The following is a 24,687-nucleotide window of genomic DNA, read 5'->3' on the forward strand; positions in this document are numbered from 1 at the left end:
TGGGGGAAACGTCCGATCCGCTAGGCACTGGGCATGCGAGTGCTGGTGGCTGAGGACGAACGGGACCTGGCAGATCTGGTCGCCACGGGGTTGCGCAGGCACGCCATGGCGGTCGACGTGGCCTACGACGGTACTGCGGCGTCGGAGCGGCTAGCCGTCAACGACTACGACGTACTGGTACTTGATCGGGACCTACCCGAGGTACACGGCGACAAGATCTGCCAGGACCTGGTCCGATCGGGGGCACGGACCAGGATCCTGATGCTCACCGCGGCGGCGTCGGTGCCCGAGCGGGTCGCCGGTCTCGGCCTCGGCGCCGACGACTATCTTCCGAAACCCTTCGACTACAGCGAACTGGTGGCACGGGTGCAGGCATTGGGCAGACGCAGCCAGGCACCCGTGCCACCGACGTTGCGGCGGCACGGGATCGAGATGGACACGCAACGCATGCAGGTGATGCGGGACGGCCGGTTCCTTCGCCTGTCACTGAAGGAGTTCGCGGTGTTGGAGGTGCTGATGCGAGCCAATGGCGCGGTCGTCAGCTCCGAACGGCTGCTGGAATCGGCGTGGGACGAGCACACGGATCCCTTCACCACCGTGGTCCGGGTGATCATCAGCAGGCTGCGCGCGAAACTCGGGGACCCGCCGTGCATCCAGACCGTGCCGGGCGCGGGGTACGTGCTGTGAGACGCCGGACCATGCGGGGCAGGCTGACCGCCCTGTACACGGGGATCTTCCTGGTCACGTCCACGATCCTGGTGATCGTGGTGAACTCGGTCTTCAGCGACCGGCTGCACGCCCAGGTCGCCCAGATCACCCCGGGCGGCCGCCCCGTGGCCAGGCCCGTCCTCCCGCCGATACCTCCAGGACCGTTCGCGGACGTGGAGAACCTGCCGGACGAAGTGCTGCGGGACCAATGGACAGCAACCGTGATCACCATCGTGGTGCTGACCCTGCTGTCGATCATCGCAGGCTGGTGGATGGCCGGCCGGATGCTTCGGCCGCTGCGCCGGATCACCGCGACGGCGCAACGGCTTTCCTTGTCCAACTTGGACGAACGAATCGCCTTGACAGGCCGGAACGACGAACTGAAAGAGCTCGCCGACACGTTCGACGCGATGCTCGAACGCCTTGAACGTTCGGTGGACAGCCAGCGCAGGTTCATCGCCAACGCCGCGCACGAACTGCGCACGCCGTTGGCCACGCAGCGCGCCGCGATCCAGATCGGACTGGAGGACGCCGAGGACCTGCCTGAGGTCAGGGCGAAACTGCTGACCCACAATCAGAGGACCGAACAGCTGATCGACTCGTTGCTCGTGCTCGCCGAAGCCGATCACGGTCTTGATGCGCCACAACCGGTCGACCTCGCAGCGCTCGTCCGGCAGACCGCGGCCGAATCGACCTCCGAAGCGATCGCCATGACTGTGTCGACCGAACCGCTTGTCATTCGGGGCGATCCGGTCCTCCTGCATCGATTGCTCGTCAACCTGGTCAGCAACGCCGTCCGCTACAACCACCCCGGTGGATCAGTACACATCGGACTTACCGCATTGGGACTGCTGACCGTCCGGAACACCGGACCGCACGTACCCGCCGATCGGATCCCCGAGCTGTTCCAGCCGTTTCGCCGGTTGCACACGCGGACACGGCACGACGGCGCCGGCCTCGGGTTGTCGATCGCGGCATCGATCGCGCGGGCGCACCACGCGAGGATCACGGCCCGTCCCAACGACGACGGTGGTCTCTCGCTCACCGTCGAATTCGGTATCCCAACGACAGTACCGGTATCGCGATAGGCCGGAGGTGGCGAGAACCTGCCAGTCGGCGTGCCCGTAACTCATCCGGCGGGCTTGGTGTTCAACCGTTAGCTTCGGAAGGTATGACGGGGCTTTGGGGCATCTCCTTCGACGCCACGCCCATCTCCGGTGTCGTGGTGGAGTTCGTGAAGACGGCAAAGCACTTCGCTGATCGTGGTGTGCCGGTGGTGCTGGATCTCGGTTACGACATCAAGGCCGACAAGGACGCGTTCTTCCGGCCCTACCAAGACGAAGCCCAGCTGCTGCCGGAGTGGGTGCGGCTCGGCCGGATCGCAGGCGTCGAGCAGATTCCCGGGTACGACAGGGACTTCGTCGCCGAGGTGCTGCGCGAAGTGGTCGGACGCGGCGAAGGAACCCACCTGCTGCCCCGGATCGACTCGATCGCGGAGCGGCTCAGCGACTTGATCGTGGCGGCATGGGAAGCCAACGACATCGAGTACGTGCTGGTGGAGAACGGCACGCTGCCCGAGAACATCACGTACACCAAGGCTTTGCACCTCGCGATCGAGAAGTACGGCCGCAACCGCGGGCGGTACGTCCTTTGGCGTGACCACGACCTGATGTGGCAGAGCGAACCGAGTTCCGGCAAGTACGGCGTCTACCCGTATCCGGCGACGCCGAAACCGCCGAATTCGCCGCATATCCACTACCTGGCATTGCACGACCAAGCCCGCCGCAAGACGCTTGAATGGGCGCCGCACTTGCGGGCGATCGACGTCCTGCCGAACACGTTCACGCACCGCAAGGCGACCATCCACACCGGTAACGCCGATTTCCGAAGTGATTACGGCATTCCGGCGCGAGCACCCCTGATCGCGCGGTGCACGAGAATCATCAGGCAGAAGCGGATCGATCGGGACCTGCACCTGCTGGCCGGGATCCCGGACGCGGTCCTGTTCGTAGCGGGGGATACCACCGAATCCCCGGACGAGTACCGCAGGCTTGTGGCGCTTGCCCGGCAGTTAGGTGTGACGGACCGCGTCGTCTTCGGTGGGTGGCTGGCGCCGCACGAGGACGACATCGGCCGGTCGACGGGATGCAAGTATTCGGTGCGTGACTTGCTCGCCCACGCGGACCTCGTGTCCTTCCTGACCTCATTCGACTACGAGAGCTACGGAAATCCGGTGGGGGAGGCCATCGCGTCCGGAGTTCCGTACGTGACGACCCGGTACGAACTGTACGACACGGTCTACGGCAGCAAAGGCTTTCGGGCGCCCCTGCTCACCGATGATCTGCCGGACGAGGACTTCATCGGACAAGTCCGGGACTTGCTCACCGACGAGGAGGAACGAGCGGAGATGGCGGAGCACAACTTCCGGCTGGGCGAGCGCGATTTCGGCACGGCACGTGACCTGTTGGACAGGCTGGTGCTGGTCCCGATGGACGAACAAGTCCGGCTCAGCGTGATATTGCCGGTGTACAACGAGGCCGCCAACCTGCCAGCGGTCCTGGACTCGTTGTACCACCAGCGCGGGCTGGACCGGTCGACGTACGAGGTCGTCCTGGTGGACAACAACTCCACGGACAACACAGCGGAGATCGCCAAAACCTTCGCGGCCGAGCACCCGGATCTCGCCGTGCACGTCATTCCCGAGCCCGAGCAAGGTGTGTCCTGTGCACGCCGGACGGGAATGCAGTTCGCGAGCGTGCGCAGTCGTGGCCGGGTCAACGCGGAGGAGCGGTTCTACCTCGTATCCGCGGACGCCGACTGCCGCGTCGACGAGGACTGGCTGTATGAGTTGTTCGTGGCCATGGAATCCGGCAAAGCCGCGATCGGCGTCTGCGACTATTACTACTCCGCTGAGCATTTCGCCGGGCGCCCACGGCTCTGGGACGCGATCACCAAGACCTTGCGCTGCCGCGCGGTGACGTTCGCGCTGTTCGGCGGGTTCCCCGACGGCAAGGGCTTCGCGGTCGACCGTGACGTGCACGACCGAGTCGGCGGGATCGAGATCTTCTACCAGCTGCAGGACGGCCGGTTCGTCAACCACCTGTCCGACGACTGGGACTTCGGCATCAAAGTCCGTGGCAGCGGTGAGGACATCGGTTACGTGCCCCGGTCGCGCGTGGAGATCAACCCGCGACGTGTCGATCACGCGATCGACGAGGTGATCGCCGGCCGGGCCTACGGCTCTGACGGGATCATCGTCATGCGGGACATCCGCCCGCAGGCCGAAGGTACTGGTGCCGACCTCACCGAAGAGCAAGCCCGACAAGCGTGGGACTTCTCCGTCAAGGACTTCACACCGAAGAACACGATCCTGCCTGTCCTGCTGACACCGTCGCTGCTGGACGACGACGCCGTGATCGAGTTCTTCGGGCCGTCCTTGGCAGAGCGGTTGGGCAGGCGGATCGCGGAGATCAAGGACGAGATGCGGATGACGGACTTCACCCCGATCCACTCGTACAAAACACCGTCCTACCGGCTGTACTTCGAGTTCGCCGACGAGATCTTCGCCCGCCTGCGAGCGACCGTCGGCGACGACATCGGCTACCCGCCCCCGCTACCGCCGTGTTTGCAGGACGTTTCGCCGGACCGGTTCACCGAGTTCGTGAAGTACTACTGCGAAGACAGGGAATCCGGCGAGGCACACAACTACTTCGGCAACGGAGGTGTGTTCTGATGGACTACGCAACGGCTTTGGCGTCACTGCGCGTGCTGGACCCGTCGCACCCACGACCACACGTGGCGGAAGCCCTTGCCGCGCCGGAGAACCAACACTTGCTGGAATACGTTGTGGAGGATCCGTTCGGGGCACACGTGTTCCCCGGCAACGAACCGGACTACGAACCCGCGGACTTCCTTGCCGACCTGGACACCCAGCTCGCCGACACGGCACCGATCCACCTGTGGTCGTACATCCCGACCTGTGCGTACCGCTGCCGGTTCTGCCAGTACCCGGTCGTTCTTGCCAAGGGCGACAACGCCGACGCCAAGGCAAGCCAATGGGTGGACTGGAACATCAAGGAAGCCAAGTCCTGGCTGAGGGAAGTGCCCGCGCTGCGAACGGCCCCGATCGGCGAGTTCAACGTCTTCGGTGGCACACCGTCGTTGTTGCCGCCGGACGCCATCCGCAAACTGCTGGACTTCTACCGTTCGAACTTCACGTTCGGCCCGGACACCGCGATCCGGTTCGAAGGCGACCCGAGCACGTTCACCCCGGCGAAACTGGAACTGCTGGCGTCGCTGGGCGTCACCAAGCTGTCGAGCGGAGTGCAATCCTTCGACGACAAGGTACTGGCCGAATGCGGACGCGAGCACAGCGCGGACATGTGCGTATCGTTCGTCCGTACCGCCCAACAGATCGGCTTCCCCTGGATCAGCATCGACCTGATGTACGGCCTGCTCGACCAGAACATCGACAGCATCCGCCGCGACCTGGACACAGTGCTGGACTTGGAACTGACAGCGGTCGTCTGCACAAAACTGCACCTGAAGTCCTACTCCGACACAAGGACTGGAGTAGCAGGCGTCCAACCAGCCGCATGGCAGATCCCATCGTATCGGGACAAGCTCGTCCGAGACGGACATCGCTGGCCATCACTGGGCGAGCAATACCAGATGCGGGAAATCCTCACCGAAGGCCTGCGCGACGCGGGATATCGAGAGCACCCGACGATGTACTTCGCCCGGTCCGGCCACGGACCGGAAGAATGGAAATCCATCATGGTCGACCAGCACAGGCAGGAAGCCGAAGTAGCGATCGGCCTAGGCGGCAGCTCGAGTTGCCGCAAATCCGAAGCGATCACAGACGTGCACTGGCAGCGTTACGCGGAAGCGGTCGACGCAGGCCGTGTCCCCCTGGGCTCAGCAACACGATTCTCACCAGAAGCCCAAGAATCCCGCGCGATCAAAATGGCCCTGTCAACCTTGCAACCGGTGCGCAACTCCGTCCACCGCGGCCGGTTCGGGCGAGACGTGATGGCCGGGCCATGGCGTGAACGACTGGAATCGCTGGTGGATCGAGGATTGCTGCTGGTGGACAACACGGGAATCCAGCTCACCCCGGATGGAGAAGTACTGGTGGAAGCGATCATCAACGCGGACTTGCAATAAGAAGGTGCCTGGTCGGGGCAATTCGAGGTGCCGCAAAGTGCATGTCATAGTGCCGCAAAGGTGGACACGCCAAGCGAGGCACGCCCGCCCACAGTGGAGGCGCGCCCAAGCCCAACACAAGGCGCGCCCCAACCAAAAGCGAAGGCGCGCCCGAAGAACAGTGGAGGCGCGCCCTGCCCCAAGTGGAGGCGCGGCAAAAGCAAAGCGGAGGCGCGCCCGGAGCACGAAGAGGCGCGCCCAAGCCACGATAGAGGCGCGCCCAAAGCAACAGCGGAGGCGCGCCCGGGCCCAAGTGAAGGCGCGCCCAAGCCACGAAAGAGGCGCGCCAAAAAGTGGTAGTCGGCGCGATTTTGTGTGGAGTGGCGCCGCAAATAAGCTTGTCGGCGGGGCAGGGCCGCAGGTCCTGCCCGCTTTCCCTGTCCTTTGCGGCGCAGAGGCTCCACACCAAATCGCGCCGACCCCTCACAGGGGCGCGCCGAAGGCGACCACAGAGCGCGCCGCGGTGAGCCAAAGCGCGCCGAAGGTGACCAACGAGCGCGCCGCGGCGACCCGCAAGCACGCCAAAACCAACCACAGAGCCCGCCGCAGTGACCCAAGACCCAAGAGCCCACCGACCAAGCGAAGTAACCTCAAGCCCCGATCTTGGCCAAAGTCGGCTTGAGCTCACCGAGCAGGTAATCCACGCCAACGACATCCGGAGCCTGCAAAAGTTGCGCGGCCTCGATGCTCATCGGGTGGTACCGGCCTTCCTTGATCACCCTGAGATCCCGCGTCAACGGATTCGACTCGAACTTCGTCTGATCATCCGGACCCGCGAACGTCATGAACAGCGCATCCGCCGTATCAAGCTGATCGGCGTTCTCATAACTCAACCCGATGGTCCCCGGTGCCAACTCCGAACTCGTCTGAGCACCCGCGAACGCGTCCGGAACCTTCAACCCCAGCGAAGCCATGAACTTGGTCGACATGTTGTCCTTACCGACGACCAACGGCAGGATCTCCCCACGAGCCTGCCCGTACAGATACGTCTTCCCCGCCAACCTCGGCAGCTCACTCTTCACCTTCGCGATACTCGCGTTCGCGTCGTCGACAAGCTTGCGTGCTCCGGCCTCATCGCCCAGCGCGCGGCCGATGGTCAGCGCATCTTGGTCCATCGGTGAGGCGTAGAGCTCCTTCTCATACGTCACCACCGGCGCGATCCTGCTCAGGGCGTTGTATTCGGCCTGGTCAAGGCCGTAACACGTGAGCGCGAGGATGACATCTGGCCGGTACGCCGCGATCTTCTCGATGTTCAGCGCGTCCGGGTCGACCGCGTACACGGCTTCGTCCAGCTTTGTTCGCAGGTACGGAAGCGGCTTACCCGTGTAGTTCTTCACCGCACCGACGATGTTCGCGCCGAGCGCGTTCGCGACGGCGATGTCGCCAAGGCCGAGCGCCACCACGCGCTGTGGCTTCTGCTTGATCACGGTTTCGCCGTACGCGTTCTTGATCGTCACCGGGAACGCTCCGGCCGGCGCCGCCTGCTGGGGCGCTTCTTGGCTGGCCGTCCCGCATCCGGCGAGCAACGCCCCAGCCAGCACGATTGGTAACACCCTCCCAATAAGCATAGGTAAGCCTAACCTTGCTTACTGCCGGGCGGATCAGCGACTAGGTAATGTCGAAAGATTTCTGAATATCGTCACAGTCTTGCGTCCTGCTGTTCAAGATTCGTATGATCCTGCTCACCCCTGCACAAGCGCATCACGGAAAGTCCGGCGTACGTCGAGCCATGCCCTCGACATCCCTGCACGTCCCGGAAAGGTGTGTGCCAAAGATGTCTCCCACCTATGTCCGCGCCCGGGCGGCGTTAGCCGCCGCGGCGCTGACCGCGTCCGGACTCACCCTCGCCGTGAGTCCTGCCAACGCCGCCGTCATCGCGGCATGTCCGACCACGATCTCGGGTGGCGCCTCGGTGCCGTTCCGCACTGTCGAGGCAGAGTGCTCAGCCACGAACGGCACGTTGGTCGGCCCCGATCACACGCAAGGCACGGTCGCCTCCGAAGCCTCTGGGCGCCAAGGCATCCGGATCGGCCAAGGCCAGTACGTCGAGTTCGTCCTGCCTGCCGCGGCGAACTCGATCAACGTCAGATACAACCTGCCGAACGGCAGCAACGGCAGGCTTTCGGTGTACGTCAACGGAACCAAGCTCAGCGCCGGGCTGCCGGTGACGACCCGGTACACCTATGTGGACACTGGCTGGATCACCGGATCGAAGACGCACCACTTCTTCGACGACTCCCGGCTGCTGTTCGGCCAGAACGCCGCAGCGGGTGCACGAGTCCGCGTCCAGGCCGACGGCGGCGACGTCGGCCAGGCCACGATCGATCTCGCCGACTTCGAGCAGGTCAGCGGGCCAGGCACCCAACCGGCGAACTCCTTGTCCGTCACGGAGTACGGCGCGACACCCAACGACACCTCGGACGACGCCCAGGCGTTCCGCAACGCCATCGCGGCCGCCCGCTCACAGAACCGCGAGGTCTGGATCCCACCCGGCAGGTTCGACATCCGATCGGCGTTGCAGATCGACCAGACCACCGTCCGCGGCGCCGGACAGTGGCACACCGCGTTGTACGGCAACAACATCTTCAACAACGGCAGCGCACAAGGCAACATCCGGCTGTACAACTTCGCGGTGTTCGGGGACGTGACCGAACGCGTCGACAACAACCCGGACAACGCGTTCCATGGCGCGATCGGCACCGGTTCGGTCGTGTCGGGCCTGTGGATCCAGAACACCAAGTGCGGTCTCTGGATCATGAACGGGCCGTCGAACAACGTGACCGTCGAGAACAACCGGATCATGAGCACCCAGGCCGACGGTCTGAACTTCGACAGCGTCGCCACGAACTCGACGGTCCGGAACAACTACTTCCGCAGCAACGGTGACGACGGCATCGCGTTCTGGTCCAACGGCGGCGCAGACTCCGGCAACACGATCGCGAACAACACCGTGATCCAGCCGAACCTGGCTAACGGCATCGCGCTGTACGGCGGTTCCAACAACACCGTCACCGGCAACCTCGTCCAGGACACCAACGCCCTCGGCGGCGGTATCCACGTCGGCAACCGGTTCAACTCATCACCGCTGTCCGGGACCACGACGTTGTCCAACAACGCGACACTTCGGGCGGGTGCGCTCGACCCGAACTGGCAGTTCGGCGTTGGTGCGCTGTGGATCGACGCCCGTGACTCGGCGATCAACGCCCAGATCAGGATCACGGGCCTGCGTGCGGTGCAAAGCCCTTACGCCGCGATCCACTTCATCGACGGCAACGGCCAGGGCAAAGCCATCCAAGGCGTGACCATCGACGGCGCGACCATCCAGGGCGTCGGCACGTTCGTCGTCCAGTCGCAGACCCAGGGCACGGTCGGCATCAGCAACCTGACAGCGTCCGGGGTCGGCGTCACGGGAACGTACAACTGCCCTTATCCGACGAACATCCCGAGGATGACGTTCACCGGTTCGGGCAACAGCGGATGGACCGGCACGTGGCCGAACTGCGCGACCTGGCCACCGCCCAACTCCGGCCCGCCACAGCCGCCCGGCCCGGGCAGCAATGTCGCCCTCGGCAAGTCCATCACAGCCAGCGGTTCGCAAGGCGGCTTCCCGGCGGGCAACGCCAATGACGGAAACGCCAACAGCTACTGGGAGAGCACGAACAACGCCTTCCCGCAGACGTTGACCGTGGACCTTGGCGCGGCGACCGCGGTCAACCGGGTCACCCTGAAACTACCGCCCTCCAGCGCCTGGGGCACACGCACCCAGACGCTGACCATCCAGGGCAGTAGCGACGGAGGCTCGTACGGCACGATCGTCGCTTCTCGCGGCTACACGTTCGATCCCGCGAGCGGCAACACCGCCTCGGTCAGCTTCGGCACGACCACACAGCGGTTCGTCCGGCTGCACATCACCGCCAACACCGGCTGGCCCGCTGGCCAAGTGTCGGAGTTCGAGGTAGCCGCGGCCTAACCGAGCACGCTCAACACCGCTGAGGCGACGGCTGCGTCGGCGGCACCGATACCGGTCAGGTCCGCGATGGACAGGCCGGATCGGTGCCGCACGCCGTCCCGCAGCACACTTCCCACCGATACATCGGAGTCGGACGAGACAATTCCTGCGCGGACTGCGTTGCCGAAGTCTCCGTGGTGCAGGCATTGCTCGTGATCGTCGGTCGCGATGATCGAGGCTGATGCGAACAGTTCCGGTGGGAGTTCACCTTTGCCAGGCAGATCCGTGCCAAGAGCCGTCACATGGACGGCAGAACTGAACGCATCGGCTGGGGCGAGGGGAGTGGTGGCCGCGGTGGCGGTGATGACGCACTCCGCACCAGCGATGTCACCGGGTGAAGCGTTGATGCCGTCCTCCGCCAGCTCTTCGCACAGCCTTTCGACTTCGCCCGGCCGCCTGCCCCAGACGCGGACTGAATTCAAAGTACGAAGTTCACGCAGCCAGACGACCTGAAGCCGTGCCTGCAAACCCGTACCCATGACGGCGATATCGCAGACCTCAGGAGGAGCGAGCGCGTGGGTGATCAACGCACCGGCCGCCGCGGTCCGCCAAGCGGTGAGCCAGCCTTCGTCGGCCAGGATCGCGGCAGGTACGCCATTCGTCGCGTCCACGACCATGACCAGGCCGTTGTTGTTGGGCAGACCCACAGCCGAGTTCCGGTAGAACCCGCTGGCGATCTTGACCGCGAAGTGCTGTGCGCCAGTCATGTATCCGGCTTTGACGTGACAGTCGCCGTCCACGTCAGGGAAAACGAGGTGCATCGGCGGCGGGATCTGCGTCGCACCGGCGGCATGGGCGACCAGTGCGTCCCGGACCGCGCCGAACACCACGTCGAAGGAAGCCGCGGCGCGGAGTTCGGCGAGGCTGACGATTCTCACCGACGCTTCTCCAACCAGGTGGCCCAGCGCTCCAAGGCCGCTTCCGGCGACTTGCGGCCGACCCCGACCCGGAACCGGTCGGTGGGCGTTTCGGTCAGTGCGGAGGCGTAGATGCTGGCCGGCAGGAGCAGAACACCTTCCTGCTCAACGAGTTCAGTGCACATCGTCTCGACACCGTCCGACCCGAGATAGCGCGGGTAACAGACGCACCCGCCCTGCGGCGGCGCCCACTCGAACAAGTCGGCGAACCGCGTGAAGAACTCGTCGAACAGCGGGATGTTCTCGGCGATGATGGACCGGTTACGCACCAGGATCCGGTCGCGAGCCTCAAGCGCGATCAACGCGAGGATCTCACTTGGCGCCGAGTTGCAGATGGTCGTGTAGTGCTTGGCACGTTCGAGGCGTTCCAGCACCGAGCGGTCACGGCACGCGATCCAGCCGATCCGCAGTCCTGGCAAGCCATACGCCTTGGACATCACGTTGAGCGACATCGCGTTCGGCGAGATGTCAGCGGCTTGGGGCAGGGCAGCGGTGCCAAGACCGCGGTAGACCTCGTCGCCGAACAGGGTGATCCCGCGCTCGTCGCAGATCTGCGTGAGCCGCAGCCACACAGCTTCGGCGGGGACAGCGCCGGTGGGATTGTTGGGGAAGTTGACCGAGATCATCCGGGTGTTCGGCCGGATCGCGCCCACCACCGCGTCCAGGTCCAAGGCCCAGTCGTCCTCCGGCCGCAGTGCGACCCCGGTGACGTCGCAAATGGACAGTGGGATGGTCTCGGCGGCCTGGTAGTTGGGCGTGATCACGATGACGTGGTCGCTCGGCCGCAGCAATGTCCGCATGGCCAGGTAGATGCCTTCTTCGGCGCCGGCGAAGCAGAGCACCTGATCTGGCGACACGTCGGAGTAGGTGTCCGCGATGGCCTCCCGGAGTGCGGGCATGCCCCAAGTCTCGGTGTAGCCGAGGTGCAGGGAGTCCCAGCGGGCCCGGTTCTCGTCGCTGGCCAGCGCGAGCAGTTCCGGCAGCTTCATCGACTCGGCGTCCGAGGCCGTCAGGTGGTAGCGGGCCGCGAACTCCCACTTCGAGAAGTACGTCTCCAACCGGAACTCAGGAAGTACGGGCATCGGGGGTGTCCTTCCGGGATTCGGCGAGCAGCTGGTAGACGGCCGACCGCGAGATGTGCAGGGCACGGGCCACCACGGGCACCGAACGGCGCTGGGTGAAGATCCCGGCCGCGTCCAGCTGCCCGACCAGGACAAGGCGGTCGTGCTTGGACAGGTTGCCCACCTGGGTGCTGTGCTCGCGGACGTACCCGCCGACCAGGTCGTTGAGCGTCTCGGTCCAGTCGTTCTCGAACAGCACTTTGGGCTGCTCGGTGGTCGGTGCGGCGAACGCGGCCAGGAAGCGGGCGGCCTCGTCGAACGCGGTCCGGTCGACGTTCACGCAGAACACCGCCTCGGCGTGCCCGGAGTCGTCCCTGATCACCGCGCTCACGCTGGACAGGCGCCTGCCGTCGGCGAGCGATTTCGGGTACGGCCCGTAGACGTCCCGGCTGGCCGGCCGGATCCCGTCGAGCTCGCTGAGCAGGGACGGGTCACCGATCGTCCGGCCGGACATCGGGTTCCAGATCGCCGCGATCGTGCCGGTCTTCGGGTCGTGCAGGACGACCTCGGCGTGCGGGGACAGCAGCCGGGCCATCGCCTCGGCCGCGGGTGCCAGCCGTTCGAACGCGTCCATGCGCTGGACGATACGTCTTTCGTGGACGAAATGTCCAGGCGGATCTTCAGCCAGTACACTGGGGCCGTGCCTGGCCACCGATCGATCAGCGAGGCCGAGAAGCTGGCCGAGGCCAAGCTCGGCGGGATCGCGATCAGCCGCGAGCAGATGGCGACGGTGGCCAACATCCACCGCGCGGCCATGGCGGTCCGCCAGCACTTCGAAGGCGGTGTGCTGCGCGAGGTCGACCTGACCTGGACCACCTTCGTGGTGCTCTGGGTGATCTGGGTCTGGGGCGAGTCGGAGACCCGGCACGTGGCCGAGGAAGCCGGGATCTCCAAGGGAACCCTCACCGGCGTGGCGAAAACGTTGGAAACACGGGGGTTCGTGCACCGCGCCGCGCATCCGTCGGATGGCAGGCTCGTGCTGCTCAGCCTCACCGAGGAAGGTGAGGAGCTGATGCGGCGGATCTTCCCGGCGTTCAACGAGGAAGAGGTCTTCGTGACCAAGCAGCTGAGCCTCGACGAGTGCCGCGGCACCGCGGAGTCACTGCGCAAGATCGTGCGTCAGGTCGAGATGTACGGTGACGAGCGGCGGCAGGAACTCCTCGCGGGATCGACGTTGCCGCCGCGGCGAAGCGGTCGCCGTCCGAAGAATCAGAGCTGAATCCAGGTCGTCTTCAGCTCGGTGTATTTCTCCAAGGCATGCACGGACTTGTCCCGCCCGTTGCCCGACCGCTTCATCCCACCAAAGGGAACGGTCAGGTCGCCTTCCTCGTAGCAGTTGACCCACACGGTCCCGGCCCGCAAAGCCCGGGAGACCTTGTGCGCTGTGGACAAATCCGACGTCCAGAGGCCTGCGGCCAGCCCGTATTCGGTGTCGTTCGCCAAGGCGATGGCCTCGTCGACGGTGTCGAAGGTGAGGATCGACAACACCGGCCCGAAGATCTCCTCGCGAGCGATCCGCATCTGCGGCGTCACCTGATCGAACACGGTCGGCTGCACGGAATTGCCGACTCGGGCGCCGCCGGTCAGCAGCCGGGCACCTTCTTCGAGCCCACTTTGGACGTACGCGAGTACGCGCTCGATATGGTTCGAACTGACCAAGGCGCCCAGCTCCGTCGCCGGATCGAGCGGATCGCCGACTCGCAGCGCGCGGGCCCGTTCCACTACGGCCTCGGTGACTTCAGCGGCCACCGACGAGTGCACGAGCAGGCGGGACGGAGCCGTGCACATCTCGCCTTGGTTGAAGTAAATGCCCCACGCGGCGGTCGCGGCCGCCTTCGCTAGATCCGGTGCGTCCGGGAGGATGATGTTCGGCGATTTGCCGCCGAGCTCCAGCCAGACTCGTTTCAGGTTGGAATCGGCGGAGTAGCGCAGGTATTCGCGGCCCACGGCGGTGGACCCGGTGAACGCGAGCACATCGACGTCCGGATACAGCCCGATCGCCCGGCCCGCGGTGGGGCCATCGCCCGTCACGACGTTCAGAGCTCCTGCGGCAGGCCGGCCTCGATGGCCAGCCGGCCGAGCTGCAACGCCGAAAGCGGTGAGAATTCCGACGGCTTGAGCACGACCGTGCACCCGGCCGCCAATGCCGGAGCGACCTTCCACGAAGCCAACGTCAACGGGAAGTTCCACGGCACAACGGCACCGACGACCCCGGCCGGCTCGCGTGTTACCAGCGCCAACGCCTCCGGTGAAGTCTGCGGCACCGCGTCGGTCAGCTTGTCGGCGAGCTGGCCGTACCACCGAAACGTGTTGATAGCGGCACGAAGCTCGATTGTGTACGCGTCGGTGATCGGCTTGCCCATCTCCAGGCTGATCGTCAACGCCAGCGTTTCCCGGTGCTGCTCGAGCAGATCGGCGATCCGGAGCAGTACTTTGCCCCGCTCCACCGGTGCCACCTGCGACCACGAGTCGAAAGCCCGGCGTGCGGCGGTCACCGCGTCGTCTACCTCGGACTCGCCAGCGTCGGGCACGTCGGCGAGGACCTGGCCGTCGCGTGGTGAGACGACGGCAAAGGTCTTCGAGCAAGGAATATCTTCGAACCGCAGGTCCTTCGCCCGGCGCAGCCACTCCTCGTGAGTCACGTCAGCCACCGATCAAGGTAGTGAAGTTGGCAAGTATCAACACGATCGCCCCCGCGATACCTGTCGCGCCGAGTGCGGGCGCGATCAACGTGTTCCAAGGCCGAGCATCCAGGCGTGTACGCCGGAAGAAAGCGACAACGGAGATGGACGTCAAGAAGTACAGCACCATCATCGCCAGTACGGCCACACCACTGAACCACGAGAACAACGTCAGCACCGGATCTTGACCTGCCAGCGCGAACGGCATGACCAGCGCCACCGCGATCACCGTCTGGACGCACCCGGCGAACCACGGCGCCTGGCGCGCGTTGAGCGAACACACGCGCTGGTGGAGGAGCCGATCGCGGCCCAGCGAGAACAGATATCGGTTGGCGGAGTTGTGGAACGCCAGAATCCCAGCGAACAAAGAGGTCGCCAGCAGGATCGGCAGGACACTGGTGACCCAGCTGCCGAACAGGTCCGCGATCGGCGCGAACACGAACAATGTGGAGTCGCCCGCGGTCAACGCGGCACCAGCAGCGTCAGTCGCCGTCGACGCACCGTGCGCGGACACGAGCATCCACGAGGTGAAGGCGAAGAACACCGTCACCACCACAACGGCGAGATACGTTGCCCGAGGCACAGATTTGCGTGGCTCGCGGGCCTCTTCGCTGTAGATCGCGGTGGCCTCGAAGCCGAACATCGATGCCACCGCGAACATCAACGCCACACCGGGAGCGCCCTGCAACAGCGCGCTGGGGGAGAAGCTGTCCGCGAAGCCGAGGCCTTCCGGCCCGCCTCCCGTGAAGAACGTGATCAGGCCGAACACCAGCAGGATGCTGAACTCGGCCAGTACGAACACCGCGAGCACCCTGGCGCCGATCTCGACTCCGGCGGCGCCGAGCACCTGCACGATCGCCATCGTCACCAGCGCGAACACCCACCACGGGACATCCGGCGAGATCAGGGCGCTCAAAGTGGCCCCGTATAGCCCGTACATCGCGGCCTGGATCGTGCAGTACGCGAACAACGCGATGCCTGCACTGATCCGTCCGGCTAATCGGCCGAGGCCTTCGCCAATGTATGTGTAGAAGGCGCCGGCGTTCACGACATGGCGGCCCATGGCGACGAAACCGACCGAGAAGAGCAGGATCACCAGTCCGGCAACGGCGTACGCGGCCGGGACGCCCGGCCCGTTGCCGAGGGCGATCGCGATCGGCATGGCACCGGCGATCCCGGTCAGCGGTGCCTGCGCGGACAGGACGAAGAAGAGAATTCCCAGTACGCCTAGGGCATTGGGCTTGAGAGAAGCTGTCTTGGTGTCCATCGTGGACCGCCTCGCAGGTTCATCGGGACTTCCTCGGTGGGCGGATGCCCCGGAACTCCCAGTCGCCGCCCAGCGCGGTGGACAGCACTTCCTCGGACTCCGTTGGCTGCGCACCGACGTCCGTACGGATCGGCGTCGGGCCGGAGAGGATGAGGTTGGTCAGCCTGCCGAGGCCTTCCACCTCCACGTCGACCACGTCGCCCGGCACGACCGGCCGGGAGTTGGCCGGGGTACCGGAGAGCAGCACATCGCCTGGGTGAAGTGTGATCGTCCGGGCGATGTCGGCGACGAGATAATGCATGTTCCACTTCATCTCGTCGGTGGAACCGTTCTGCACAAGGTTTCCGTTGACGTACGTCCTGATGTACTTGCCGTGGAAGTCCCAGTCGGTCACCAGGCCGGGACCGAGTGGGCACAACGTGTCAGAACCCTTGACCCGCAACATCGAACCGGCGTCCGTGTCACGGAAGTCATGCAGGCCGAAGTCATTGGCGACGGTGTAGCCCGCGATGTACGCCCCGGCGTCGGCGGGTGCGATGTTGCGGCACGTCCGGCCGATGACGATGGCGACTTCGCCCTCGTAGTTGAGCCATTTGCAGCCTTCGGGCCGGACCACCGCGCCGCCGTGGGCGTTCAGTGCGGAGGTCGGCTTGTGGAAGTACGTCGGCGTGTCCGACAGGGTGATCTGGAATTCCTCGACCCGGCTGCGGTGGTTGAGGTGCACAGCGATCACTTTGGACGGTACGACCGGCGGAAGATGCGTGGCCTCGGCGGCCAAGATCCGGCGGCCGTCGCCCGCGACGAGGTCGTCGCCGTCCCGGACGGTCTCCACGACGGCGCCATCGAGCAGGATTCGACGGTACTCAGGCATGTGCGGTCCAGCCTCCTCGCGGCCGATCGAACCAAAGATGCACCTGCCCGGTTCCGATCGAGTTCTCGTAGTCGCCGTATTGCCGGGCAGGGGCGGTCCACCGCTCCTCGCCGAGTGCACCGGCCAGCATGATGTAGTGGAAGAACTTGGCTTCCGGCTTGTGCTCCCAGAAGTCCGGCATGGTCTGCAGGACCTTGTCGTGCCTGCCTTCCTTGAACCAGGCGATCCGCTCGTAGTCGGCTTCCCTGGCTTGCGGCGTACGGATGTGCACCGGATCGCTGGCCTCGTGATCACGCAATTGCCGAAGCGGCCAGAAGGTGTGGGACATCGCGCCGGACGCGATCACGATCACCTTGCGGTCCGTGGCCGCGATGCCGTCGGCGAGGGCACGGCCGAGCCGGAGGTGATCCTCCATGTCCCCGGTCTGGCAGACGCCGATGCTGATCCACCGCTTGTCCGGCAGGCCTTCGCCGAGGTACTTCCACAGGTTGATGGTCGCGTAGTAGATGGGCAGGTAGTCGTCGTCGATCGGGGTGATCCACGTGCCGTGCTTGTCCGCGAAACCCGCGATACTCCGCGCGAGTTCCGGATCGCCCGGGAAGTCGTACGGCATCCGGCACATCCCGCGCGGCAGTTCCTCCGAAGTGAACAGTCCGGCTCGCCGGTTCTGCGCGGTGACAACGAATTCGACGGTCGTGGCCCAGTGTGAGTCCAGGACGACGACCGTGTCGTAGTCCTCGGCGTCGAACACATCTTCGCGGAGCTGTTGCAGGCCGGTGACGAGGGTGATCTCCTTGCCCTCGTTGAGCTCCAGCCGGTCTTCGCCGGGCAGAACGATGGTCGGGACGTGCGCGAGCAGTCCCGCGCCGACAATCTCACCCACGGTCGTTCCACCCCTTCGGTGCGGTCACGGTGTTCTTCAGATCGCAGTAGAAGTCGAAGCTCCAGGTGCCGCCTTCCCGGCCGATGCCCGACTGGCGTGCTCCGCCGAACGGCGCCCGCAGGTCACGCACGAAGAAGCAGTTCACCCAGACCGTTCCGGCAACCAATTGCTTGGTCACGCGATCGGCTCGGTCGCGATCGCCGGTCGCCAGGGTGGCGGCGAGGCCGTATGGGGTGTCGTTGGCCATCGCCACGGCCTCGTCCTCGGTTTTGAAGGTCTGCAGGGTCAGGACCGGGCCGAAGACCTCCTCCTGCACGATTTCCGAGTCTTGTGCGACGTTCGTGAGCAGGGTCGGCCGGTAGTACAGGCCACCGAGGTCCTCGTTCGGGCCACCACCGATGACCGCGGTGGCACCGCTGCCGAGTGCCCGTTGGACGTAGCCGTCGATCTTGGCGAGCTGGCGTTCGTGGATGTTCGGGCCGATGTCCGTTGCCTCGTCCCGCGGATCGCCCTGCGTCAACCCAGAGGCCTTGGCGATGAAGCGTTCGGTGAACTCGCCGGCGATGCTGTCCTCGACGAGGACGCGGGTGGCGGCCAGGCAGACCTGCCCGGCGTTGTCGTACTGCTCGACGGCCAGGTCAACGGCAAGATCCAGGTCTGCGTCGGCGAAGATCAGCAGCGGTGATTTGCCGCCCAGCTCAAGGCTGAGCGGCGTCAGGTTGGCTGCCGCTGCCGCCGCGATCCGCCGGGCGGTGGGCACAGATCCGGTGAAGCTGACCCGCCGGATGTCCGGGTGTGCGACCAGCGGTTCACCGATCTCGGGGCCGTACCCGTGGACGACGTTGAACACGCCGTCCGGCAGGCCTGCGTCCGCGGTGATGCCGGCGAGCAGTGCGGCAGTCCGCGGCGACCACTCGGCGGGCTTGAGCACGACCGTGTTCCCGGCGGCCAGCGCGGGCGCGATCTTCCAGGTGGCCAACATCAACGGCGCGTTCCACGGCGTGATCAACGCGCATGGCCCGGCGGGGTCCCACGACACGTGGTTGGTGTGTCCGCGGGTGTCGAAGTCCTTGTGTTCCAACTGAACGAGCCAGTCAGCGAAGAACCGGAAGTTGTGCGCGACCCGTGGCATCACACCCCGGCGATGCGACCGCAGCAGTGCGCCGTTGTCCTCGGTCTCCGTGATCGCCAGTTCTTCCAGGCGTTTTTCCACGCCGTCCGCGATGGCGTGCAGGATCTCGGCGCGCTCGGCTTTTGCGGTCCGTGCCCAGGCCGGGAACGCCTTCTTGGCCGCGGTGACGGCGTGTTCGGCTTCGGTGGCGCCGCCGCGGGCGACCTCGGTGAGCACACGGCCGTCGATGGGGGAGACGTCGGTGAACGTCTCCGCGGATCTGACGCGTTCGCCGCCGATCCAATGCTCGATCATCGATTCTCCAGCACTTTGCCGCCGTCCCATACCACGCCCACCTGGCGGAAGTACGCCGCGATCGGTTCACGCACCGCGAGCCTGGCCAGTTCTTCGGTCGGTGCCGAGAACAACTCCAAGTCCGCCTCACCGGTCCACGCCTGGCCTGCCTCGAACGACTTCGCGCCGGACTCGATCAGTTCGTCCAGTGCCTGGCCGTCACCCGTGATCGACGGCAGTTGCCGATGGTGTGCCATCGGATGGCCGTTGACGAACCCGTTGGTGTCAGAGGGTTCTCGCAAAGTCACCACGGCTTGAGCAAGCCTTCGGTCGGCTGCGGCGAGCGTCGCGCCGAACCGGGCGCCCGCTTCGAGCTTCGGCGCGGGACCGTAGGGGTGCGGCCGGGTCATGTGGATCGAACCGAATTTCTTGGGATAGCCCTGGTGGATCCCGCGTGCGATGGCGAAGTCCTTGTCCACCCAGATGTAGACACAGCGCGAGTACGTCGTGCCCTGGTAACGGCAGCGCACCACCACGAACGCTTCCTTGTACTGCGAACGGACCGGATCGAGCAATTCGTCCCGGCTGTACGAACAGGACTGCCAGTCCGCCCAGATCAACGCGACCGCACCGGGATCCTCCTCGGTGAGCTCCAGCGGCTCGGGCAGCAGCTCACGGACGCGGTCGGGGTTCGTGCGGTATTCGATCGTCAGCAGGTCCCCCGAGTAGTGCCACGGCGGCGGTGGGATCAGCGACGACGCGCCCGTCGCCGTCTTCGGGTAGAAGAATCCCCTGGTCATCACGAACCTCCGTGGTCGTTTGGCCTCAAACAAGATAGGTCGGCCGCGGTCAGGGGTCAAGCGTGGAGTCAGTTCAACCAGGCGAACAGGCCCTGTTTGTAGTTCTCCCGCACCAGGGAGATGGGCAGGCGATCGGAGGCGCGCCGCACCACAGCCTCGATGCTGAACACCGTCCGGTTGGCGTCGAACGTGGCATCGGGAGCGTTTTCGCGCAGCGTCGAAATGTCCTCCCGTGCCCAGTCTCCTGGCAGTAGCTGCCAATCGAACGCGGTGCGCAAGGTTGTGCGGCTGGGCGTCAGCGACTGCACCACGGTCCCGAACGGCGTGGTGGTGCGGTCGAGCTGTTCGTTCATCTCCGGCGTGAGCCTGCTGGGCACGTACCAGTTCTCGGCTTCCGACAGCAGCCGGTCACCGCAGGTCAACCGCACCCTGCGGTAGCGGACTTGGTCGTCTGCGCCGAGCTGGAGGTCGGTGCGCTGGGCGTCGGTGAGCGGGGCGTTCGCCCCGGCCTCGTTCTGCGCGACGATCTTCGGATCGGGCGCGAGGCGGTGGTCGCGGCACCACGCCTGCAGTGTCGACGTCGCGGACGGGCTGGCCAGGATGGCGGAGCGGGCTTGTTCGGCGACGGCGTACAGCCGCAGGTTCTCCTCCAGCTTGTCCGTCTCGCGCGGCGCGATCAGCAGCCCGGCGACCAGGCCGACCGCCAAGGCCGCCACGATGGCGATTCCATAGCGGAGTCTCACCTGTCCAGTGTCCCGCCCCGGTTTTGCCGCGGCAATGCGGCAAACGGCGAAGAATGGCCTTGTGGTCTCGCGGTGAACGGCATACGGTTTGACCCCAAACGATGGGCTGCCCGAGGGAGACATCGGTGAGTGCGCAAGAGCTCGTTGATCGCCTTTCCGGCGAGGGAATCGACGTCGTGCGGGTGTCCTACCCGGACATGATCGGTACCGACCGCGCCAAGGACGTCCTGGTCGAACACCTCCCGTCGGCTTACGAGCACGGGCTCGCGTTCTGCCGCGCGGTGTACCACACGAGCCCGCAGGGCGACACCGTCGCGGTTCCCGGCGGGCTGGACGCCGGGCTGCCGGACATCACGGTGCGCCCTGATCTGTCCACTGTGGTCGCTGTTCCGTGGGAGCCTGGCGTGGCCTGGTGCCTCGCCGACTCGACCGCCCCGGAATCGCCGAGGGACGTGCTGCGTTCGGTGATCGCGCGTGCGGCCGAGCATGGCCTGCACCCGATTGTCGGGCCGGAGTTGGAGTACTTCCTGTGCGATCCGGACCCGTCATCGCCGAGCGGGTGGCGCCGGTACTCGTCGGTGACGGGAGCGGTGTACACCGCAGGGCTGCGTGCCGACCCGGACAACCATTTGCTCCGGGTGCTGCGGCACGTGCGTGACCTCGGGATCGGTGTGACCGGTGGAAACCACGAGTACGACGGCGCCCAGTTCGAGATCAACCTCCAGCACTCTGAGGCGTTGTCCGCGGCGGACCGGGCTTTCCGGTTCAAGTGCGCGATCAAAGAGCTGGCCCGCAAGGAAGGCAGGCTCGCCACCTTCATGGGCAAGCCGTTCAACGACGCGGGCGGCTCCGGCTTCCACTTCCACCTGTCGTGCGAGAACTCCGCGGGCAACTGCTTCGACGACCCGGCGGCGGAGTACGGACTGTCCACAATGGCACGTCACGCGATCGCAGGCGTGTTGCGGCACGCACCGGCACTGGCTGCTCTGGCCAACCCGACCATCAACTCGTACAAGCGTTTCGGCCCGGACACGCTGGCGCCATGGCTGATCGACTGGGGACTGGACAACCGCAGCGCGATGATCCGGATTCCGCCGGAACGCGGTGCGGGCGCCAGGTTCGAGCTTCGCCTCGGGGACGCCAGCGCCAATCCGTACCTGGCCATCGCCGGAACCATCGCCGCGGCTCTGCTCGGCGTGCTGGCGTGCGACGAACCGCCTGCCCCGCTGGAGGGTTATGGTTATGACGCCGCCAAATCGCCTGTCCTGCCGTCAAATCTGTCCAGCGCGCTGGACGCGTTGGAGGCGGACACACCGCTGACCGAGACACTCGGCAAGGACTTCGTCACCTCCTTCCTGAGCTACAAACGCGATGAGGTAGAACGATTCCAGCGGCATGTCACCGACTGGGAGTTCACCGAGTACGCCTACCACCTTTGAGAGATAGGATGATCGCACTCTCGGACGTCGATCTCGTCAACCTGGACAACTTCACCGACGGCGTGACGCCGTGGCAGATGTTCCGCACGTTACGCCGGCACGCTCCCGTTCACTGGCACACCGAACCGGCACCGAACTCGGGCTTTTGGTCGGTGACAAGGCATGCGGATGTCGTCGCGGTCAGCAAGGACACGGAAACCTTCACGTCGGCCAAGTTCGTCAACCTGGAGGAAGTGGACGACGACCAAATCGCCATCCGGGCGTCCCTGCTGGAAACCGACGGCCTGCGCCACCGGGCGCTGCGAGGCCTGCTGCAACGCGAATTCAGTGCCCCAGCGATCAGGCAGTACACGGACTTCTTGCGCGGACTGACCGCGCGGACACTGGACGCGGCATTGCCCAAGGGGCGCTTCGACTTCGTCGCCGATGTGGCCGCGGACTTCCCGATCAACGTGCTCGCCCGCCTGCTGGGCGTGCCCGATGAGGACACTCGGCAGCTGATCGACTGGGGCAACCGGATCATCGGCAACGCCGACCCCGACTATGCCGACGTGCTGGTCGACAGCGAGAAATACCGTGACCTGCCGTTCCGGTCACCCGCGTCTGTCGAGGTGTTCGAGTATGGCCGCGAGCTCGCGCGCCAACGCCGTGGCGGAACCGGCACGGACCTGGTCTCCAAGCTCGTGAACGAAACCCCGCGCGACGGAATCCCCTTGTCCGCGCGGGATTTCGACAACTACTTCCTGCTGCTTGTGGTCGCGGGCAACGAGACGACACGGCATGCGATCTCCCACGCGATGCTCGCACTCCTGCAGCACCCGACCCAGCTGGCGAAGCTGCGTGACGACCCGTCGCTGATCCCCGGTGCAGTCGAGGAATTCCTGCGCTGGTCCTCGCCCATCTACCACTTCCGGCGTACCGCGACCCGCGACACCGAACTGGGCGGGAAACAGATCAAGGAAGGCGACAAGGTCGTCATGTGGTACGCCTCGGCCAACCGGGACGAGACCGTTTTCGACGACCCCGACACGTTCGACGTCACGCGCGCACCGAACACACACGTCACTTTCGGTAGGGGAGGACCACACGTGTGCCTCGGCGGTGTTCTTGCCCGTGTCGAGATGCGAGTCATGTTCGAAGAACTCGTCCCACGACTCGCCGACATCCGGCTGACCGGTGAGGTGTCCCGCGTGCGGTCCAACTTCGTCAACGGGATCAAGAAGCTCCCGGTGGAGGTCAGCCTCGCTTAGCAGTCCTTGCTGACTCGGGTGCCGTGGACGAGGAACGCGGTGACGGCGTCGTTGCCGCAGGTGTTGCCGTTGGCGAAGTATGCGCCGTGGCCGCCCGCGTCGACCGACACCATGGGAGCCTTCAGCGCCTCACGCATCTTCAGGGCTGCGGAGTACGGAGTGGAAGGGTCACGACGGTTCTGGATCATCAGGACCTTGTGCGAAGGCGCGATCCTCGTGGCAGGCTCGGCCGGCGGATACGGCCAGAACGCGCAGGCCGTGATGTTCTGCGGCATGCCTCCGGTCAACGGGTACTTGAGCCGGTCTATCGCGACGGCCGCGGCGTAGCGGTTGATGGATCGCGGCCAGGCGACGTCGTTGCAGCCGGTGGCGTTCAGGACGGCGTACAGGTTCTGGTACTGGTCCGGCGGGGGAAGCGGGATGCTCGGCAGCGGATCGCCCGCGCGTGCGGCCCGCATGTACTCGGCCATCAACGGAAATGTCGCGTCGGTGTACAGCCCTTGGAACATGTAGGCCCGCAGATCGGGCACCTGTTCGGCCATCTCGAGGTATGTCTGGCGCACTGCTGCGGGCGTGTCGCCAAGGCCGTAGGTGCTCGCGCGAGCCGCAGCCCAGGCGGCGAAGTCGGGGAAACGGTCTTCGACGCCGATCGCGAAGTTGTTCACCCAGCCGTAGGCGACGCGACGCGGGTCGGGGTCGTCGCTGCTGTCCAGCACAACCCGGTCAACGCGGTCAGGGAACATCGTCGAGTAGACCGCACCGACGTACGTGCCGTACGAGACGCCCCAGTACGAGAGCTTCCGTTCGCCGAGGGCCCGACGGATCTGGTCGATGTCCCTGGCCTCGTTGCGGGTCGTGATGTGCCGTACCAGCTCGTTGCGCGTGCACGCCTGGGCGACCCGTTTCGCGCGGGCGACGTTGGCGGTGATGTCACCACCCGGTCCTGGCCACGCCTGGAGGTGACGTGGATGAGCGTCGTCGCCGGTCAGACCGCACGTGATGGGCGTGCTCCGGCCGACGCCACGCGGATCGAACCCGACGAGGTCGTAGCGGTCCAGCACCTCGCGGGGCAGCCGCATGCCGTGGGTGAGCGGCCGGTAGAGCCCCGAGTTGCCGGGACCTCCCGGGATCAGCAGCAGCACGCCCCGGCGGGTCTCCGGCTTCGCCGTCCGGATCCGGGAGATCGCCAGCGTGATCTTCTCGCCGCGGTGGTAGTCCCTCGGCACCTCGACAGTGGCGCATTCCTGGCGTGGATCCGCCGCGCACGGCGTCCAGTCCGGTCCTTCGTCGGCCATGGCAGGTGTGGCCGACACACACCCGATCAGCAGCGTGATCGATAAGAGTCCTCGCATGCGTTCAGCGTGGTGATTCAGCCGGTCGTGAACCAT

Annotated in this window: 19 protein-coding genes and 1 pseudogene; 8 read left to right on the top strand and 12 right to left on the bottom strand. The window is 65.6% G+C overall.

Annotated elements, in window-relative coordinates:
* Window positions 1-33 precede the first annotated feature (33 nt).
* From B9C43_RS03035 to B9C43_RS03050, 4 genes are all read left to right on the top strand, one after another.
* Window positions 34-687, top strand: coding sequence for a response regulator transcription factor (locus tag B9C43_RS03035; RefSeq protein ID WP_084424472.1), 654 nt, complete (start codon window positions 34-36; stop codon window positions 685-687).
* On the top strand, window positions 684-1,796 hold the full coding sequence (locus B9C43_RS03040) for a HAMP domain-containing sensor histidine kinase (RefSeq protein ID WP_235038404.1): 1,113 nt from the start codon (window positions 684-686) through the stop codon (window positions 1,794-1,796). Before B9C43_RS03035 ends, B9C43_RS03040 begins: the two co-directional genes overlap by 4 nt.
* Window positions 1,797-1,879: 83 nt before the next feature.
* On the top strand, window positions 1,880-4,441 hold the full coding sequence (locus B9C43_RS03045; protein WP_084424474.1) for a glycosyltransferase: 2,562 nt from the start codon (window positions 1,880-1,882) through the stop codon (window positions 4,439-4,441).
* Window positions 4,441-5,874: a radical SAM protein gene (locus B9C43_RS03050; protein ID WP_084424475.1), complete on the top strand. Its 1,434-nt coding sequence runs from the start codon at window positions 4,441-4,443 to the stop codon at window positions 5,872-5,874. Before B9C43_RS03045 ends, B9C43_RS03050 begins: the two co-directional genes overlap by 1 nt.
* Window positions 5,875-6,503: 629 nt before the next feature.
* Here B9C43_RS03050 and B9C43_RS03055 read toward each other — a convergent pair.
* Window positions 6,504-7,466: an ABC transporter substrate-binding protein gene (locus B9C43_RS03055; RefSeq protein ID WP_160096273.1), complete on the bottom strand. Its 963-nt coding sequence runs from the start codon at window positions 7,464-7,466 to the stop codon at window positions 6,504-6,506.
* A 221-nt stretch (window positions 7,467-7,687) separates the two neighbouring features.
* On the opposite strand from B9C43_RS03055, the gene B9C43_RS03060 reads away from it, so the two are divergent.
* Entirely contained in the window at window positions 7,688-9,883 is a 2,196-nt protein-coding gene (locus tag B9C43_RS03060) for a discoidin domain-containing protein (protein ID WP_084424477.1), read from the top strand.
* On the opposite strand, the gene B9C43_RS03065 is transcribed toward B9C43_RS03060, so the two are convergent.
* The 3 genes from B9C43_RS03065 to B9C43_RS03075 are packed head-to-tail and all read right to left on the bottom strand — an operon-like array spanning window position 9,880 to window position 12,534.
* Entirely contained in the window at window positions 9,880-10,800 is a 921-nt protein-coding gene (locus B9C43_RS03065) for a Rossmann-fold NAD(P)-binding domain-containing protein (RefSeq protein ID WP_160096275.1), read from the bottom strand. The two genes, B9C43_RS03060 and B9C43_RS03065, sit on opposite strands and share 4 nt — an antisense overlap.
* A complete protein-coding gene (locus B9C43_RS03070) occupies window positions 10,797-11,921 on the bottom strand; it encodes an aminotransferase class I/II-fold pyridoxal phosphate-dependent enzyme (protein WP_084424479.1) in 1,125 nt (374 codons plus the stop codon). Before B9C43_RS03070 ends, B9C43_RS03065 begins: the two co-directional genes overlap by 4 nt.
* Entirely contained in the window at window positions 11,905-12,534 is a 630-nt protein-coding gene (locus B9C43_RS03075) for a helix-turn-helix transcriptional regulator (protein WP_033379830.1), read from the bottom strand. The genes B9C43_RS03070 and B9C43_RS03075 overlap by 17 nt, the downstream gene beginning before the upstream one ends.
* 66 nt (window positions 12,535-12,600) lie before the next feature.
* Here B9C43_RS03075 and B9C43_RS03080 point away from each other — a divergent pair, with 66 nt between their 5' ends.
* Window positions 12,601-13,179, top strand: a complete 579-nt coding sequence (locus B9C43_RS03080; RefSeq protein WP_033379845.1) for a MarR family winged helix-turn-helix transcriptional regulator — start codon at window positions 12,601-12,603, stop codon at window positions 13,177-13,179.
* Here B9C43_RS03080 and B9C43_RS60065 read toward each other — a convergent pair.
* From B9C43_RS60065 to B9C43_RS03115, 7 genes and pseudogenes are all read right to left on the bottom strand, one after another.
* Window positions 13,170-14,611 (bottom strand): annotated as a pseudogene (locus B9C43_RS60065) (aldehyde dehydrogenase). The gene B9C43_RS03080 and the pseudogene B9C43_RS60065 sit on opposite strands and share 10 nt — an antisense overlap.
* The gene (locus tag B9C43_RS03090) at window positions 14,604-15,908 is read right to left on the bottom strand and encodes an APC family permease (RefSeq protein ID WP_084424480.1); all 1,305 of its coding nucleotides are present in this window, start codon (window positions 15,906-15,908) and stop codon (window positions 14,604-14,606) included. Before B9C43_RS03090 ends, B9C43_RS60065 begins: the two are co-directional and overlap by 8 nt.
* Before the next feature lie 19 nt (window positions 15,909-15,927).
* Window positions 15,928-16,779, bottom strand: coding sequence for a fumarylacetoacetate hydrolase family protein (locus B9C43_RS03095; RefSeq protein ID WP_084424481.1), 852 nt, complete (start codon window positions 16,777-16,779; stop codon window positions 15,928-15,930).
* Entirely contained in the window at window positions 16,772-17,662 is an 891-nt protein-coding gene (locus B9C43_RS03100) for a 3,4-dihydroxyphenylacetate 2,3-dioxygenase (protein ID WP_084424482.1), read from the bottom strand. Before B9C43_RS03100 ends, B9C43_RS03095 begins: the two co-directional genes overlap by 8 nt.
* Window positions 17,655-19,088 (bottom strand): aldehyde dehydrogenase, encoded by a 1,434-nt coding sequence (locus B9C43_RS03105; RefSeq protein WP_235038407.1) that lies wholly within the window; start codon window positions 19,086-19,088, stop codon window positions 17,655-17,657. The genes B9C43_RS03100 and B9C43_RS03105 overlap by 8 nt, the downstream gene beginning before the upstream one ends.
* On the bottom strand, window positions 19,085-19,867 hold the full coding sequence (locus tag B9C43_RS03110) for an acetoacetate decarboxylase family protein (RefSeq protein WP_084424484.1): 783 nt from the start codon (window positions 19,865-19,867) through the stop codon (window positions 19,085-19,087). The genes B9C43_RS03105 and B9C43_RS03110 overlap by 4 nt, the downstream gene beginning before the upstream one ends.
* A gap of 68 nt (window positions 19,868-19,935) precedes the next feature.
* Window positions 19,936-20,610 (bottom strand): hypothetical protein, encoded by a 675-nt coding sequence (locus B9C43_RS03115; protein ID WP_143446070.1) that lies wholly within the window; start codon window positions 20,608-20,610, stop codon window positions 19,936-19,938.
* Window positions 20,611-20,735: 125 nt separating this feature from the next.
* Here B9C43_RS03115 and B9C43_RS03120 point away from each other — a divergent pair, with 125 nt between their 5' ends.
* The gene (locus B9C43_RS03120) at window positions 20,736-22,049 is read left to right on the top strand and encodes a glutamine synthetase family protein (RefSeq protein ID WP_033379824.1); all 1,314 of its coding nucleotides are present in this window, start codon (window positions 20,736-20,738) and stop codon (window positions 22,047-22,049) included.
* An 8-nt stretch (window positions 22,050-22,057) separates the two neighbouring features.
* Window positions 22,058-23,299, top strand: coding sequence for a cytochrome P450 (locus B9C43_RS03125; protein WP_084424486.1), 1,242 nt, complete (start codon window positions 22,058-22,060; stop codon window positions 23,297-23,299).
* Here B9C43_RS03125 and B9C43_RS03130 read toward each other — a convergent pair.
* Complete coding sequence (locus tag B9C43_RS03130) at window positions 23,296-24,651, bottom strand: alpha/beta hydrolase (RefSeq protein WP_143446072.1); 1,356 nt, start codon at window positions 24,649-24,651, stop codon at window positions 23,296-23,298. The genes B9C43_RS03125 and B9C43_RS03130 overlap by 4 nt on opposite strands.
* Window positions 24,652-24,687 lie beyond the last annotated feature (36 nt).

Origin of the sequence: Kibdelosporangium aridum (genome assembly GCF_900176515.1) — a bacterium.
GTDB classification, from domain to species: domain Bacteria; phylum Actinomycetota; class Actinomycetes; order Mycobacteriales; family Pseudonocardiaceae; genus Kibdelosporangium; species Kibdelosporangium aridum.

Coding starts and splice junctions, on each gene's coding strand:
- B9C43_RS03035 (WP_084424472.1), top strand. CDS start 34: ATGCGAGTGCTGGTGGCTGAGGACGAACGGGACCTGGCAGATCTGGTC.
- B9C43_RS03045 (WP_084424474.1), top strand. CDS start 1,880: ATGACGGGGCTTTGGGGCATCTCCTTCGACGCCACGCCCATCTCCGGT.
- B9C43_RS03050 (WP_084424475.1), top strand. CDS start 4,441: ATGGACTACGCAACGGCTTTGGCGTCACTGCGCGTGCTGGACCCGTCG.
- B9C43_RS03060 (WP_084424477.1), top strand. CDS start 7,688: ATGTCTCCCACCTATGTCCGCGCCCGGGCGGCGTTAGCCGCCGCGGCG.
- B9C43_RS03070 (WP_084424479.1), bottom strand. CDS start 11,921: ATGCCCGTACTTCCTGAGTTCCGGTTGGAGACGTACTTCTCGAAGTGG.
- B9C43_RS03075 (WP_033379830.1), bottom strand. CDS start 12,534: ATGGACGCGTTCGAACGGCTGGCACCCGCGGCCGAGGCGATGGCCCGG.
- B9C43_RS03090 (WP_084424480.1), bottom strand. CDS start 15,908: ATGGACACCAAGACAGCTTCTCTCAAGCCCAATGCCCTAGGCGTACTG.
- B9C43_RS03095 (WP_084424481.1), bottom strand. CDS start 16,779: ATGCCTGAGTACCGTCGAATCCTGCTCGATGGCGCCGTCGTGGAGACC.
- B9C43_RS03105 (WP_235038407.1), bottom strand. CDS start 19,088: ATGATCGAGCATTGGATCGGCGGCGAACGCGTCAGATCCGCGGAGACG.
- B9C43_RS03110 (WP_084424484.1), bottom strand. CDS start 19,867: ATGACCAGGGGATTCTTCTACCCGAAGACGGCGACGGGCGCGTCGTCG.
- B9C43_RS03125 (WP_084424486.1), top strand. CDS start 22,058: ATGATCGCACTCTCGGACGTCGATCTCGTCAACCTGGACAACTTCACC.
- B9C43_RS03130 (WP_143446072.1), bottom strand. CDS start 24,651: ATGCGAGGACTCTTATCGATCACGCTGCTGATCGGGTGTGTGTCGGCC.